Raw genomic sequence first — 15,467 nt, 5'->3', positions numbered from 1 at the left:
CCTGCGCTTAGAGGCGCTCGGCGACGTACTCGGTCAGGTCGACGAGACGGTTGGAGTAGCCCCACTCGTTGTCGTACCAGCTCGAGAGCTTCACCTGGTCGCCGAGGACACGCAGCAGACCCGAGTCGAAGATCGAGGAGTGCGGGTCGGAGACGATGTCGGAGGAGACGATCTCGTCCTCCGTGTACTTGAGGATGCCCTTCAGCGGGCCCTCCGCCGCCTTCTTGTAGGCCGCCTTGACCTCGTCGACCGTGACCGGGCGCGAGGCGGTGACCGTGAGGTCGGTGATGGAGCCGGTGGGGACCGGGACGCGCAGCGCGAAGCCGTCGAGCTTGCCCTTGAGCTCCGGGAGGACGAGGCCGATGGCCTTCGCCGCACCGGTGGAGGTCGGGACGATGTTGATCGCGGCGGCGCGGGCGCGACGCAGGTCGGAGTGCGGGCCGTCCTGGAGGTTCTGGTCGGCGGTGTAGGCGTGGACCGTGGTCATCAGACCGCGCTCGATGCCGAACTCGTCGTTGAACACCTTGGCGAGCGGCGCGAGGCAGTTCGTGGTGCAGGACGCGTTGGAGATGATGTTGTGCGACGCCGGGTCGTAGAGGTGCTCGTTCACGCCCATGACGAACGTGGCGTCCTCGCCGGTCGCCGGAGCCGAGATGATGACCTTCTTGGCGCCCGCCTCGATGTGCTTGCGCGCGTCGTCGGCCTTGGTGAAGCGGCCGGTCGACTCGATGACGATGTCGACGCCCAGGTCGCCCCAGCCGAGGTTGGCGGGGTCGCGCTCCGCGAGGACCTTGATCGGGTTGCCGTTGACGACGATGTTGTCGCCGTCGAGCTCCACCGTCGCGTCGAGACGGCCCGTGATGGAGTCGTACTTGAGCAGGTGTGCGAGCGTCTTGTTGTCGGTGAGGTCGTTCACCGCGACGACCTCGAGGTCGCTGCCCTTCGCCAGGGCGGCGCGCAGGTAGTTACGACCAATGCGACCGAACCCGTTGATTCCGATCTTTACGGACACAGATGTCTCCAGTTACTCGATGGGCGCCGGACGGCGCGCTTTGTCAGGTGTTGATTGCGGACGGCGGCGTCCCGGGAGGGTCCCTCCCGGGACGCCCACCCGCCTACGACAGTAGCAGCAGACCCGCGGTCTTCTCGCGCGCACGGACGAAGCGGTCATTGACATCGCCCCAGTTGGTGATGTTCCAGAACGCCTTCACGTAGTCGGCCTTCACGTTGACGTAGTCGAGGTAGAAGGCGTGCTCCCACATGTCGAGCATGAGGAGCGGGACGGTCGCCGCGGCGAGGTTGCCCTGGTGGTCGTACAGCTGCTCGATGATGAGCTTCTGCCCGAGGGAGTCCCAGGCCAGGATCGACCAGCCGGAGCCCTGGATGCCGAGCGCCGACGCCGTGAAGTGGGCGCGGAACTTGTCGAACGAGCCGAAGAACTCGTCGATCGCGGCGGCCAGCTCGCCGACCGGCTTGTCGCCGCCGTCCGGCGAGAGGTTGTTCCAGAACACCGTGTGGTTGACGTGGCCGGCGAGGTTGAACGCGAGGTCCTTCTCGAGCTTGTTGACGTAGGTCAGGTCGTCGGCGTCGCGCGCCTCGGCCAGCTTGGCGATGGCGGTGTTCGCGCCGTCGACGTACGTCTTGTGGTGCTTGTCGTGGTGCAGCTCCATGATCCGGCCGCTGATGTTCGGCTCAAGAGCCGAGTAGTCGTACGGAAGGTCCGGCAGCGTGTAGTCAGCCATTACTCATCTCCACTGTTGTTGTGATTCGAGCGACTCGTCGAGTCTAGTAAGGGCAACCCGGGCGGCCGTCGGATGCTTCCTTCCGGCCGCACGTTCCCCGTCGAAACTTACACCTCGTCCAGATCGGCGGGGAGGCTCGCCTCCGTGCCGGGGATGCCGAGGTCGCTCGCGCGCTTGTCCGCCATCGCGAGCAGGCGACGGATGCGGCCCGCGACCGCGTCCTTCGTCATGGGCGGGTCGGCGTGGTGACCCAGCTCGTCCAGGCTGGAGTCGCGGTGCGCGAGACGCAGCTCACCCGCGTAGCGCAGGTGCTGCGGGACGTCGGGGCCGAGGATCTCGAGCGCGCGCTCCACGCGCGCACACGCGGCGACGGCGGCCTGGGCCGAGCGGCGCAGGTTGGCGTCGTCGAAGTTGACCAGGCGGTTGGCGTTGGCGCGCACCTCGCGGCGCTGCCGCAGCTCCTCCCAGTTGGTGACGGTCTGGAGGGCACCCATCGCGACGAGCATGGCGCTGATCGCCTCGCCGTCGCGGATGACGACGCGGTGAACGCCGCGCACCTCACGGGCCTTGGCCGCGATGCCGAGACGGCCGGCTGCGCCGACGAGCGCCATGGCGGCCTCGTTACCGGGGCAGGTGACCTCGAGGGCGGCGGAGCGGCCCGGATCGGTGAGCGAGCCGTGGGCGAGGAAGGCTCCGCGCCAGACGGCGGCGAGCTCGTCGCGGGAGCCGGTGGTCAGGCGGTTCGGGAGGCCGCGGATCGGCCGGCGACGCGCATCCAGGAGTCCGGTCTGCCGGGCGAGCGTCTCGCCGCCCTCGAGCACGCGGACGAGGTACTGGCTGCTGCGGCGCAGTCCGGACGCGGAGATGACGGACACCTCGCTGCGGACGCCGTACAGCTCCGCGAGGTCTTTCCGGACCCGCCGTGCGAGTTCCGGGGTGTCGAGTTCGCTCTCGACCGCGATCCGGCCGCCGATGAGGTGCAGACCGCCCGAGAACCGGAGGATGGTGGCCAGTTCTGCTGCTCGGACCGTGGTCTTGCTGACCTCGACCTTCGTGAGCTCGTCCTTGACGTCGGCGGTGAGAGCCAATCGGATTCCTTACTGTCTCAAGGCGGGGGTGGTGCCGTGGAGGGAAAAGCCGTGATCATTCACGGCCGAGGTCGCGGTGCTTGGTGTTGACCGACAGACCGGGGAAACTCCGCAACCGCGCCGCGAGCTCTTCCGCAATCGCGACGGACCGGTGCTTTCCGCCAGTGCAGCCTATCGCGATCAGAGCGTGCCGTTTGTTCTCTCGCTGGTAGCCGGACATGATCGGACGGAGCGCCGAGACGTATCCCTGGATGAATTCATCCGCGCCGTCCTGTGCCAGGACGTAGTCGCTGACGATCTCCTCCAGACCCGTGTGCGGCCGCAGCTCGGGGTTCCAGAACGGGTTCGGCAGGAAGCGCGCGTCGGCGACCATGTCGGCGTCGGCGGGCAGCCCGTACTTGAAGCCGAAGCTCATCACCGTCACCTGCACGTCGGCGGCGTCCTCCGCCGCGAAGGTGTCGGTGATGTTGGTCGCCAGCTGGTGGATGTTGAGGTCGGTGGTGTCGACGATGATGTCGCTCGCTTCGCGGATCTCGCGCAACCGCGTCCGTTCCGCCGAGATGCCGTCGAGGATGGTGCCGTCGCCCTGCAGCGGGTGCGGCCTGCGCACCTGCTCGAACCGGCGGACGAGCACCGCGTCGGACGCCTCCAGGAACAGCACGCGCACCTTCGTGCCCTCACGGAGGCTCTGGATCATGTCGCGCAGATCGACGAAGAAGTTGCGCCCGCGCACGTCGACGACCGCGGCGATGCGGGGCAGACCTGACTCGGCGCGGTTGGCGAGCTCGATCAGCGGGCGCAGCATCTGCGGTGGGAGGTTGTCCACGACGTACCAGTCGAGGTCCTCCAGCGCATTGGCGACCGTCGAGCGGCCGGCGCCCGACATCCCGGTGACGATGAGGACTTCCTGCTGCTCGGCGTTCGTCGCGACTGTGTCGCCGTCGGTGGCCATCGTCCGGTCTCCTCCGTTGTGGTGTTCCCCCAGCCTAGCGACTGCCGCCCTCTGCGAGCCGCTCGAAGATCGCGGTCGCGAGGGTCGGACCGACCCCGCGCACCTCGGCGATCTGCTCGGGCGTCGCCTTGCGCAGCTGGGCCACCGAGCCGAAGTGCTTCAGCAGCTCCTTCACACGTGACGGACCGAGGCCCGGGATCTCGCCCAGCACCGTCCCGATGTCGCGCTTGCGGCGCGCCCGCTGGTAGGTGATCGCGAAGCGGTGGGCCTCATCGCGGAGGCGCTGGATGAGGAACAGGGCGTCGCTGTTCCGCGGCAGGATCACCGGGAAGTCGGAGTCCGGCAGCCAGATCTCCTCCAGGCGCTTGGCGATTCCCGCGAGCTGGATGCCGGTGACCCCGGACTCATCGAGCGCGCGCTTTGCGGCAGCGACCTGAGGCTGGCCTCCGTCGACGATCAACAGGTTCGGCGGGTAGGAGAACTTGCGGCGACGGCCCTCGGCGGCATCCACGATCTCGTCGGCACCGGCAGCGCCCTCGGCGTCGAGCGCCGTCTCCTCATCGACGGTGGGGGCGGCGTCGGCTGCCGCTGCGGGCGCGTCCTTCAGGTACGCCAGGCGGCGGGAGATGACCTGATAGATCGACTCCGTGTCGTCGGTCGACTCGGGGATGCTGAACCGGCGGTACTGGTCCTTGCGCGGCAGGCCGTCCTCGAAGACCACCATCGACGCCACGATGTTCGTGCCGCTGAGGTGCGAGACGTCGTAGCACTCCATCCGGAGCGGCGCCTCGTCCATGCCGAGGGCGTCCTGGATGTCGTTCAGCGCCTTCGACCGCGCCACGAAGTCCGAGCTCCGCCGGGTCTTGTACAGGACGAGCGCGTTCTTCGCGTTCATCTCGACCGTCTGCGCGATCGCGGCCTTGTCGCCGCGCTGCGCTGTGCGCAGCTCGACGCGGCCGGTGAGGCGGCCGCGGGCGGCGGAGGGGTCCGGCGTCTCGCGGCGGCGCTGGGTCAGCCACTGCTCGAGCTCCGCGGTGTCTTCCGGCAGCTCGGGCACGATGATCTCGCGCGGCGGGGCGTCCGGTCCGTCGTAGGCGTTCTGGACGACCGTCTCGACGAGTTCGGCGAGCTCCATGTCGAGCTCCTTGTCGACCACCCAACTGCGCACACCGCGGACGCGGCCGCCGCGCACGATGAACTGCTGGACGGCCGCGGCCAGCTCGTCGTGGGCGATGCCGAAGACGTCGGCGTCGATGTTCTCCGGAAGCACGACCGCGCTCTTGCCGAGCACTCCCTCGAGCGCCTGGATGGCGTCGCGGTGGCGCGCGGCGGACTCGTAGTCCATCGTGCTGGCCGCCTGCTTCATCTTCTCGTTCAGGTCGCGCAGGTAGCCGCTGTCGTTGCCCGCCATGAACGACGCGAAATCGATGGCGAGCGACTTGTGGTCGCCGGGCGAGATGCGCCCGACGCAGGGCGCTGCGCACTTGCCGATGTCGCCCAGGAGGCAGGGCCGCCCGGTGAGCTCGGCGCGGCGGTACACGCCGTCGGAGCAGCTCCGCATCGGGAAGGCCTTCAACATCAGGTCGACCGTCTCGCGGATCGCCCAGACCTTCGTGTACGGGCCGAAGTAGCGGGCGTCCTTGATGTTGCGGTTGCGCGTGATCATGACGCGCGGGATGCGGTCGCCGAGCGTCACCGCCAGGTACGGGTACGTCTTGTCGTCGCGGAACTTGACGTTGAAGGGCGGGTTGAACTCCTTGATCCAGGTGTACTCCAGCTGCAGCGCCTCGTACTCCGTGCCGACGACCGTCCACTCGACGCTCGCCGCAGTGGTGACCATGCGGCGGGTGCGCTCGTGGAGGCTGCGCAGCGGCTGGAAGTAGTTGCTCAGCCGCGCGCGCAGGTTCTTCGCCTTGCCGACGTAGAGCACGCGTCGGTTCTTGTCACGGAACCGGTACACCCCGGGCTGCGTCGGGATCTCGCCGGCCTTCGGCCGGTAGTTGACGGTGTCTGCCATCGCGCCTCTTACGCGGCGCCCCGGGCGGACTCGCCCTGCAGGATCTCCTTGAGGAAGAAGCCGGTGTGGCTGCCCGGGGTCTCCGCGACCTTCTCGGGTGTGCCCGTCGCGATGACCTCTCCGCCGCCGGCGCCGCCCTCCGGACCCATGTCGATGATCCAGTCGGCCGACTTGATGACATCGAGGTTGTGCTCGATGACGATCACCGTGTTGCCCTTGTCGAGCAGGCCGTTCAGCACCAGCAGCAACTTGCGGACATCCTCGAAGTGCAGACCCGTGGTCGGCTCGTCGAGCACGTACACGCTGCGGCCGTTGGACCGGCGCTGCAGCTCGGTCGCGAGCTTCACGCGCTGCGCCTCGCCGCCGGAGAGGGTCGTCGCGCTCTGCCCGAGCCGGACGTAGCCGAGGCCGACGTCGACGAGTGTCTGCAGGTAGCGGTGGATGGCCGAGATCGGCCGGAAGAACTCCGCCGCCTCGCTGATCGGCATGTCGAGCACCTCGGCGATGTTCTTGCCCTTGTAGTGCACGGACAGCGTGTCGCGGTTGTACCGCGCTCCCCCGCACACCTCGCACGCGACGTAGACGTCGGGCAGGAAGTTCATCTCGATCTTGATCGTGCCGTCACCCGAGCACGCCTCGCAGCGTCCTCCCTTGACGTTGAAGCTGAACCGGCCGGGCAGATAGCCGCGGGTCTTCGCCTCCGGCGTCTCGGCGAACAGGTTGCGGATGCGATCGAAGACGCCGGTGTAGGTCGCCGGGTTCGACCGCGGGGTGCGGCCGATCGGCGCCTGGTCGACGTGGACGACCTTGTCGAGGTTCTCGAGACCGGTGACGGTCCGATGCTTTCCCGGCACCTTGCGGGCGCCGTTGAGCTTGTTGGCCATGACCCGGTACAGGATGTCGTTGACGAGCGACGACTTGCCCGAACCGGAGACTCCGGTCACCGCCACGAACGTGCCGAGCGGGAAGTCGACCGTGACCTTCTTCAGGTTGTTGGCCTCCGCATCCACGACGCGGATCATCCGCTTCTTGTCGACCTTGCGGCGCTTGGACGGGATGGCGATCTCCCGACGACCCGCCAGGTAGTCGCCGGTCAGCGACTCGGTGTTGGCGAGCAGGTCGTCGTACGAACCGGAGTGGACGACGTGCCCGCCGTTGACTCCCGCGCCGGGGCCGATGTCTACGATCCAGTCGGCGGTGCGGATGGTGTCCTCGTCGTGCTCGACCACGATCAGCGTGTTGCCGAGGTCGCGCAGGGCGACGAGCGTGTCGATGAGCCGGCGGTTGTCGCGCTGGTGCAGACCGATGCTCGGCTCGTCGAGCACGTAGAGGACGCCGGTCAGGCCGGAGCCGATCTGGGTCGCCAAGCGGATGCGCTGCGCCTCGCCGCCGGACAGCGTGCCGGCCGCGCGGGCCAGGTCGAGGTAGCTGAGGCCGACCTGGATGAGGAAGTCGAGCCGGACCTTGATCTCGCGCAGCACCTGCGCACCGATCTTCTGCTCGCGCTCCGTCAGGTGCAGCTTCTCCATGAAGTTGCGGGCGTCGCTCAGGCTGAGCAGCGACGCGTCGGCGATGCTCTTGCCGTGCACGAGCACCGCGAGCACCTCGGGCTTCAGCCGCTTGCCGCCGCAGACCGGGCACGGGACCTCGCGCAGGTACTCGGCCCAGCGGGCGCGCTGCGTGTCGGTCTCGGCCTGCAGATACTGCCGCTCGATGTAGGGCACCACGCCCTCGAAGCCGGAGGTGTACGACATCTCGCGGCCGTAGCGGTTCTTCCACCGCACCTTGACCTCGAAGTTGTCGCCGTGCAGCACCGCGTCGCGCACGTTCTCCGGCAGCTTCTTCCACGGCGTCTTGAGCGAGAACTTGAGGTCGCGGGCGAGGCCGTCGAGCAGCTTCTCGTAGTAGTTGAAGAGTCCCTTGCCCTGGGTGGTCCACGGCACGATGACGCCTTCGGCGATGCTGAGCTCGTCGTCGCCGAGCAGGAGTTCGTCATCCACCGACATGCGCGTGCCGAGGCCGGAGCACTCGGGGCAGGCGCCGAACGGGGCGTTGAACGAGAAGGTGCGCGGCTCGATCTCGGTCAGCTGGATCGGGTGGCCGTTGGGGCACGACAGCTTCTCGCTGAAGTTCTGCCAGGCGGCGGGCCCTTCGCGGTCGACGTAGTTGACCTGGACCAGGCCGTCGGTGAGGCGCAGCGCCGTCTCCAGGGAGTCGGTCAGCCGGCCGAGGATGTCCGGGCCGGCGACGAGGCGGTCGACGACCACCGAGATGTCGTGCTTGTACTGCTTCTTCAGCGTCGGCGGCTCGGAGAGCTGGATCTGCTCGCCGTCGACGAGCGCGCGCGAGTAACCGCTCGCCGCGAGCTCCTTGAAGAGGTCGACGAACTCGCCCTTCTTCTGCGAGACCACCGGGCTGACGACCATGTAGCGGGTGCCGGGCTCGAGCTCCATGAGCTGGTCGGCGATCTGCTGGACGGTCTGGCGCTGGATGCGCTCACCGCAGATCGGACAGTGCGGAACGCCGATACGCGCCCACAGCAGACGCATGTAGTCGTAGATCTCGGTGATGGTGCCCACCGTGGACCGCGGGTTGCGGTTGGTCGACTTCTGGTCGATCGACACCGCGGGGCTGAGGCCCTCGATGAAGTCGACGTCCGGCCGGTCCACCTGGCCCAGGAACTGCCGCGCGTACGCCGACAGCGACTCGACGTAGCGGCGCTGCCCCTCCGCGAAGATCGTGTCGAACGCGAGCGACGACTTGCCGGATCCGGACAGGCCCGTGAAGACCACCATCGAGTCGCGTGGGATCTCGAGGTCGACGTTGTGCAGGTTGTGAACGCGTGCGCCGCGCACACTGAGGTGCGACCCCGTCACCCTGCTGATGTTGCCGGATTCCCCGACCCGATCGCTGTTCACTCGCCCGCTGCTCACTCGCTCTATTCTCCGCCATCCGTACTGGGAAATCGGGGCTGTTCGCCCACCGCGCACCCGTTCGCCAGGTCGAACGTGTGTTCGATTCTACCCTGGACGGCACGGTGATCCCGTGCAGCCGCGAGTCTAGGCGCGACCACCGACATTCCAACCCTCGGCGAGTGGATGCGGAGGCTGGAGTGGATGCGGACGCCGGGCCGAGCGCTCAGCGCGGCGCGCGGCGGAGCAGAGCGGGGAGCAGCAGGCCGACCAGCGCGGCGAGGGCGAGTCCGGAGACGGCGGCGAGCACGGGGACGCTCGGCCCGATGCCTCCGCCGCCCCGGACCAGCAGCAGGGCGACGGCGGCGAGCTGCACCGGCACCTGGATGATCGCGAACCGACGGAGAGAAGGGAGCAGCACCGCGGGCTGCAGGCGTGCGGCGGCGGGCAGCGCCAGCATCCATCCGGCCAGCAGGTGGAGGGCGTGCGCACCGGCGATCAGGCCGAGCAGGCGCGGAGTGAGCGTGCCGGGCTCGACCAGGGAGGACAGCAGCAGCACCCCGATGAGCACCCACGCGGTCAGCCAGCGCGGCCGCCACACCGAGACGCCGATCAGGAGGGCTGCGATGCCCGTCCACGGACCCTCGGGCACGCCGACCAGCACGAGCAGCAGCGCGATCGCGGCGAAGAGCACGCGGACAGACCAGGCAGGAACGGTCCGTACGCCGAGCACCGGTGCCGCCGTCGCCGACCCGGATGGTGTCCCGATCGGCGTCCCGGTGCCGGGTGCGGGCCCGTTCGCCGGCCGCGCGTCGTGGCGGCTCACCGTCGGGCCCGTCCGGACGCCAGCACACGTAGCGCCGCCTCGCGCAGGGCAGCATCCTGCCAGACGAGCAGCTCGACGCCGCCCGACTGCAGCTGCTCGAGGCGGAGGGAGCGCTCGAGCTCGATGGTGCGCAGGGCCAGGCGATCACGGGCGGGCAGCTCTCGCGCATCCCGAGCAGGCAGCACGTCGACGGCGACCACCCGGTGCCCTGCGGCGCGCCAGGTGAGAGCGAGCGTGACGGGCTGATCGTCGAGGAAGGTCGACAAGACGAACACGATCGACCCCGGAGCGAGCCGCGGAGAACGGACCCGCGTGAACGGCGCCCCGTTCGCGGCGGTCGCCTCGATCGCCCGCAGCACCCGCTCCCGGTGCCGGGCGCCCGCCCGCGGAGGAAGCACGCGGCGCGACTCCCCCAGGTCGTCGAACCCGACCCGGTCGGCCGCGCCGGCGTAGGCGGCCGCGAGCGAGGAGGCGGCCTCCCGCGCGAGGTCGAGCGACGACACCGCCGGGCGCGGGTAGGCGCGCGGCCAGTCGGCGACCACGGCGCTGACGTCGTCTCGCGCGTCGAGCACGAGGTGCACGGCCGCGTCGGAGGTCGCCGTGGTGCGCCGGACGTACAGGTCGACTCCGCGACCGGCGCGCGCCGTGGCCTTCCAGTCGATGCGCCGCAGCCGGTCGCCGGGATGGAACAGATCGATGTCGCGGAACTCGCCGCCGTCTCCGGGCCGCGTGGAGATGTGCTGCCCCGTCAGCCCGAGCAGCCGCGCGGGCAGCGGAAGACTGCGGAGGGGCGCGCGCCGCGGACGGACGACCCGCTCGACCGCAGCCTCGTCGGCAGGCGTGCTCGCCCAGGCCGCGTCCGCACCCAGGGCGCGGACCTCGACAGCGGCGACGCGCTGCGGACCGGAGTGCACGATGGGCACCTCGCTGCGGAGGTCCGCGGCCGTTCGCGGGGTGACGACGGCCTCGACAGGTCCGGCGCCGCCCAGGCCCAAGCGGAGGTGCAGGGCGTCGGGGCGCTGCGTTCCGCGCCCCTGGGTGGCAGACGCCGCGACGTGGATGCCGAGAGTCGCGTCGCCGACGTCGCCGCTAGCGGTCTCGTCAACCGTCACGGCGGTGCTGATCTCGACCGGGTCGACGGACGCGGCCGGCCGGCGGTCCCAGCCCCACGCGGCGGAGAGCAGCAGCGGGATGCCGATCAGCGCCGGTTCGAGCCGGGACATGACGAAGGCGGCGACCACGCCGATCACTCCGACCACGATCGCGCCCGCCAGCGCCGGGCTGGGCATCCACCCCGTCCGTGTGACGGTGACGGCTCGCTCGGTCATCGGAACCTCGCGCTTTGGGTGCGGCCCGTCACGCGGAGGCCTCCGCCCCCGCACGCTGGGCCGTCCCGACGGCCGGCGGTCCCGGCACGGTGTTGACCACCTCCAGGATGACCTGCTCCGCACGAACGCCGCCCGTCCACGCCTGCACCGTGAGCGTCAGCCGGTGGGCGAGCACCGGGACGGCCACGGCCTTCACATCGTCGGGGATGACGAAGTCGCGCCCGTCGAGCACGGCAAGGGCTCGGGCGACGAGCAGGAGGCCCTGCGACCCGCGTGGGGACGCCCCGACCTCGACGGAGCGGTGCCGGCGGGTGGCCGCGGCGAGGCGGACGCAGTACGCGGCGATGTCCGCATCCACATCCACCGCCTCGACCCCCGCCTGCATGGCCGCGAGCGTCGCCGCGTCGATGACCGCCTCGACCGTGGCGACCTCATGCCGTCGTGCCACACGGGAGAGCAGGACGCGCGACTCCCCCGCCTCGTCCGGGTAGCCGACGCCGAGCCGCACCATGAACCGGTCGAGCTGCGCCTCGGGAAGCGCGTACGTGCCCTCCGACTCGATCGGGTTGGCCGTCGCGACGACGTGGAAGGGCGACGGGAGCGGGAAGCTGCGGCCCTCGACCGACACCTGCCCCTCGGCCATGGCCTCCAGCAGCGCGGACTGCGTCTTGGGTGAGGTGCGGTTGATCTCGTCGGCGAGGAACAGCCCGGTGAACACCGGACCGGGACGGAACTCGAAGTCGCCGCTGCTCGGCACGTACACGAACGACCCGGTGATGTCGGACGGCAGCAGGTCGGGCGTGCACTGGAGGCGACGGAAGTCCAGCCCGACGGCGGCCGCGATGCTCCGGGCGGCGAGGGTCTTGCCGAGGCCGGGCACGTCTTCGAACAGCACGTGGCCGCCCGCCAGGATCGTGGCGAAGGCGATCCGCAGCGGTTCGCGCATCCCGACCACGACGCTCCCGACCCGGTCGAGCACGGCTGCGCCGAGACGGGCGACCTCGTCGACCGGCAGCAGCGTGGATGCGGCAGACGTGGATGCGGTGGTGGATGCGGTGCGGGGGTCAGCGGGCACGGGTCGGCTCCTCGGGCGAGTGGGTGGTGGGCATGCGAGTGACGGACGGAGTGTGTTGAGGCACGAGCTGTTCGAGGCGGTCGAGCACGGCGGAGATCTGCGAGGTCCGCGGCGACGTGACGATGGACCCGCGGCGGAGGAGCGCGAGGATGTCGGGGCCGAGGAGTTCCTCCAGCTGCGCATCCGCCGCGCGGTCCTCCAGGTCGAGTCCGCGCAGGCGGAGAGCGCGCTCCGCGACCGAACGGAGGGCGCGCAGCCCCTCCGGCGACGCGCGTCCGCCGCGCGAGTTGAGCGACCAGCCCAGGGCGACGACATCCCGTCGCGACCCAGGGCGGAGTGGCGGCGCGGCCGGCGGCCAGGTCAGATCGGCCGCTTCGCCGAGGGCCGAGAGACAGGCCGTGAACGCCAGGGCCGCAGCACCGAGGCCGGTTGCGTGGGCTTCGTCCATCCCGAGCGACCAGGCCGCCAGACCGACCGCGACCCCCAGCAGGGCGCTCAGGATGAGACGGCGCAGCAGGCGCGGCGGGAGACGCTTCGTGCGCGGCGCGACACGCTGCCGGCCGTCGTCGCGCCGGGCTGGCCGCTCGGAGCGGGGCGTTCGGCGGGTGTCTCGTGTGCTCATCGGCGGCCGCCTTCCCGGGTGCTCGACCGGCCGCCGGACGCGACGCTCCAGGATGCGCGCAGCGCCTCGACCGCGTCCCGGGCGGCTGCGACGTCGGCTGCGGTCACGGGCGCGCTGCTGAATCGGGCGCGCAGGTAGAGGGCGAGGAGCCGGGCTGCGGCGTCGCGGTCGGCCGCCACGCGGGCGACAACGCGCGCTGCGAACTCGGCGGGCGTCTCGGCCGGGAGGCGACGGACGCCGGAATCGGCGGCGCCCTCCTCCAGTCCCACCCAGGCGGCCTCGATCGCGTCACGCGGCTCGCGCGGTTCGGCGAGAACCTCAGCGGCGCGGTCGAGGCCGCGGCGCACCTGCTCCGGCTCGGGCTCGGGCCCCTGGTCGGCGTGCACCTCGGAGGTCTCCGCCACACCGACCGTGTCGAGCGGAGGCAGTTCGAGCGGTCGCGAGGGCCGGCGACGCAGGCGCCACAGCAGCGCCAGTCCGATGATGACGGCGAGCACGACGAGGGCGACCAGCAGCCACGACAGGTCGATGCGGACTTCGTGCGCGGTCCCGCGCGGCGCCGGGGTGCCCGACTCCTGCGGAGCCGGCGCCTGCGTCCGGACGGGACCGGGCGGCAGGAACATCCGCGGCCCGCTGAACTGCGGCGCTCCCTGGAACGCCACGGCGACGAGGGCGACCGCCGCGAGCACGACGCACACGGCGAGGGTCCATCGCCGCCGTCCGCCCGCCTTCGTGGTCACCCTGCCACCGTAGCCCGCGCGAGCGCCCAGCGGTGCCGGCCGGTCAGCCCAGGTGCCCGGCCTTCTCCATCTGCCGCAGATCGCGCTTCAGGTCGGAGAGCTCGTCGCGCAGGCGGGCCGCCAGCTCGAACTTCAACTCGCCCGCCGCCGCCAGCATCTGCTGGTTGAGGTCGGCGATGAGTCCTTCGAGTTCCGCCGCGCCCTGCGCCGCGATGCCGCCGTTGCGCAGGTTGGGCGTCGGGCTCTTGCGCTTCTGCTCGCGCCCGGCGAGCATCCGTGCGGTGTCCGCCTCCTCGCGCGCCAGCACGTCGGTGATGTCGGCGATGCGCTTGCGGAGCGGCGTGGGATCGATGCCGTTGACGCGGTTGTACTCGATCTGCTTCTCGCGCCGCCGATCGGTCTCCTCGATCGCGCTCTTCATGGAGTCCGTGAGCACGTCCGCGTACATGTGGACCTGCCCGGACACGTTTCGAGCCGCTCGTCCGATCGTCTGCACCAGTGAGGTCGACGAACGCAGGAAGCCCTCCTTGTCGGCGTCGAGGATGGCGACCAGCGACACCTCCGGAAGGTCGAGTCCCTCACGCAGCAGGTTGATGCCGACCAGCACGTCGTAGACGCCCGCGCGGAGCTCGCTGAGCAGCTCCACCCGGCGCAGCGTGTCGACGTCCGAGTGGAGGTACCGCACCTTCACCCCCGCCTCCGCGAGGAAGTCGGTGAGCTCCTCCGCCATCTTCTTGGTGAGCGTGGTGACGAGCACGCGCTCGTCGCGCTCCACCCGCAGGCGGATCTCCTCCAGCAGGTCGTCGATCTGCCCCTTGGTGGGCTTGACCACGATCTCGGGGTCGATCAGGCCGGTCGGGCGGATGATCTGCTCGACCACGCCGTCCGCGATGCCCATCTCGTACTTGCCCGGTGTGGCGGAGAGGTACACGGTCTGACCGACGCGGTCCTTGAACTCGTTCCACTTGAGCGGACGGTTGTCCAGCGCGCTCGGCAACCGGAACCCGTGCTCGACCAGCGTGCGCTTGCGCGACGCGTCGCCCTCGTACATGGCGCCGATCTGCGGCACGGTCACGTGCGACTCGTCGATCACCACCAGGAAGTCGTCGGGGAAGTAGTCGAGCAGGCAGTTCGGGGCCTCCCCCGGCGCGCGACCGTCGATGTGTCGGGAGTAGTTCTCGATGCCCGAGCAGAAACCGATCTGCTCCATCATCTCGAGATCGAACTGGGTGCGCATCCGCAGCCGCTGGGCCTCGAGCAGCTTGCCCTCGCGCTCCAGCTCCTGCAGGCGCTCCTGCAGCTCCTCCTGGATGGTGCCGATCGCACGCTGCATCGTCGCGGGGCTCGCGGCGTAGTGCGTCGCCGGGAACACGGACACCGCATCCATCTTCTTGATCACGTTGCCGGTCAGCGGGTGCAGTGAGTACAGCGCCTCGATCTCGTCGCCGAACAGCTCGATGCGGATCGCGTTCTCTTCGTAGACGGGGATGATCTCGATCGTGTCGCCGCGCACGCGGAACTTGCCGCGCGAGAAGTCGACGTCGTTGCGCTCGTACTGCATGTTGACGAAGCGGCGGATCAGCGCGTCGCGGCCGACGTTCTGGCCGACCTGGAGAGCGACCATGGCCTCCAGGTACTCCTCGGCTGCACCGAGGCCGTAGATGCACGAGACGGTCGAGACGACCACGACATCGCGCCGGCTGAGCAGCGAGTTGGTGGTGGAGTGGCGCAGCCGCTCGACCTCGGCGTTGATCGACGAGTCCTTCTCGATGAAGGTGTCCGTCTGCGGAACGTATGCCTCCGGCTGGTAGTAGTCGTAGTACGAGACGAAGTACTCGACCGCGTTGTTGGGCAGGAGCTCGCGGAACTCGTTCGCCAGCTGCGCCGCGAGCGTCTTGTTGTGCGCGAGCACCAGCGTCGGGCGCTGCACCTGCTCGATCAGCCACGCGGTCGTCGCCGACTTTCCCGTGCCGGTCGCGCCCAGCAGCACCACGTCGGTCTCACCCGCGTTGATGCGGGCGGACAGTTCGGCGATCGCCTGCGGTTGGTCGCCGCTCGGACTGTATTCGCTGACGACCTCGAAGGGACGGACGGAGCGCGTGGGAAGCATGCCTCCAGTCTAGGAAGGACCACCGACAGTGCGATCGGCTCTCGCTCACAGCGGA

General features: G+C 69.9%; 12 protein-coding genes. All 12 read right to left on the bottom strand.

The window, feature by feature from the left end; translation table 11 throughout:
* Positions 1-7: 7 nt before the first annotated feature.
* The gene (gap, locus tag ABIC47_RS16925; protein ID WP_018191142.1) at positions 8-1,012 is read right to left on the bottom strand and encodes a type I glyceraldehyde-3-phosphate dehydrogenase; all 1,005 of its coding nucleotides are present in this window, start codon (positions 1,010-1,012) and stop codon (positions 8-10) included.
* Positions 1,013-1,115: 103 nt separating this feature from the next.
* A complete protein-coding gene (locus tag ABIC47_RS16920) occupies positions 1,116-1,742 on the bottom strand; it encodes a superoxide dismutase (RefSeq protein WP_020077536.1) in 627 nt (208 codons plus the stop codon).
* A 107-nt stretch (positions 1,743-1,849) separates the two neighbouring features.
* The gene (gene whiA / locus ABIC47_RS16915; RefSeq protein WP_018191144.1) at positions 1,850-2,830 is read right to left on the bottom strand and encodes a DNA-binding protein WhiA; all 981 of its coding nucleotides are present in this window, start codon (positions 2,828-2,830) and stop codon (positions 1,850-1,852) included.
* A gap of 55 nt (positions 2,831-2,885) precedes the next feature.
* A complete protein-coding gene (rapZ, locus tag ABIC47_RS16910) occupies positions 2,886-3,782 on the bottom strand; it encodes an RNase adapter RapZ (RefSeq protein WP_089876044.1) in 897 nt (298 codons plus the stop codon).
* 34 nt (positions 3,783-3,816) lie between these two features.
* Positions 3,817-5,799, bottom strand: a complete 1,983-nt coding sequence (gene uvrC / locus ABIC47_RS16905; protein ID WP_354482225.1) for an excinuclease ABC subunit UvrC — start codon at positions 5,797-5,799, stop codon at positions 3,817-3,819.
* A gap of 8 nt (positions 5,800-5,807) precedes the next feature.
* The gene (uvrA, locus tag ABIC47_RS16900; RefSeq protein WP_018191147.1) at positions 5,808-8,717 is read right to left on the bottom strand and encodes an excinuclease ABC subunit UvrA; all 2,910 of its coding nucleotides are present in this window, start codon (positions 8,715-8,717) and stop codon (positions 5,808-5,810) included.
* A 220-nt stretch (positions 8,718-8,937) separates the two neighbouring features.
* Complete coding sequence (locus ABIC47_RS16895) at positions 8,938-9,537, bottom strand: hypothetical protein (RefSeq protein ID WP_354482223.1); 600 nt, start codon at positions 9,535-9,537, stop codon at positions 8,938-8,940.
* The gene (locus ABIC47_RS16890) at positions 9,534-10,865 is read right to left on the bottom strand and encodes a DUF58 domain-containing protein (RefSeq protein ID WP_354482220.1); all 1,332 of its coding nucleotides are present in this window, start codon (positions 10,863-10,865) and stop codon (positions 9,534-9,536) included. Before ABIC47_RS16890 ends, ABIC47_RS16895 begins: the two co-directional genes overlap by 4 nt.
* Positions 10,866-10,893: 28 nt before the next feature.
* Entirely contained in the window at positions 10,894-11,940 is a 1,047-nt protein-coding gene (locus ABIC47_RS16885; protein ID WP_354482217.1) for an AAA family ATPase, read from the bottom strand.
* Positions 11,930-12,562, bottom strand: a complete 633-nt coding sequence (locus tag ABIC47_RS16880; RefSeq protein ID WP_354482214.1) for a hypothetical protein — start codon at positions 12,560-12,562, stop codon at positions 11,930-11,932. The genes ABIC47_RS16885 and ABIC47_RS16880 overlap by 11 nt, the downstream gene beginning before the upstream one ends.
* Entirely contained in the window at positions 12,559-13,302 is a 744-nt protein-coding gene (locus tag ABIC47_RS16875; protein ID WP_231371291.1) for a DUF4129 domain-containing protein, read from the bottom strand. The genes ABIC47_RS16880 and ABIC47_RS16875 overlap by 4 nt, the downstream gene beginning before the upstream one ends.
* A gap of 43 nt (positions 13,303-13,345) precedes the next feature.
* Complete coding sequence (uvrB, locus tag ABIC47_RS16870; protein WP_018191153.1) at positions 13,346-15,412, bottom strand: excinuclease ABC subunit UvrB; 2,067 nt, start codon at positions 15,410-15,412, stop codon at positions 13,346-13,348.
* Positions 15,413-15,467: the final 55 nt, after the last annotated feature.

It is taken from the genome of Leifsonia sp. 563, assembly GCF_040545055.1.
In the GTDB taxonomy this organism is placed as follows: Bacteria; Actinomycetota; Actinomycetes; order Actinomycetales; family Microbacteriaceae; genus Leifsonia.
The sequence above is the reverse complement of the archived record's forward strand: the minus strand, read 5'-3'. Positions and strand labels throughout refer to the sequence as shown.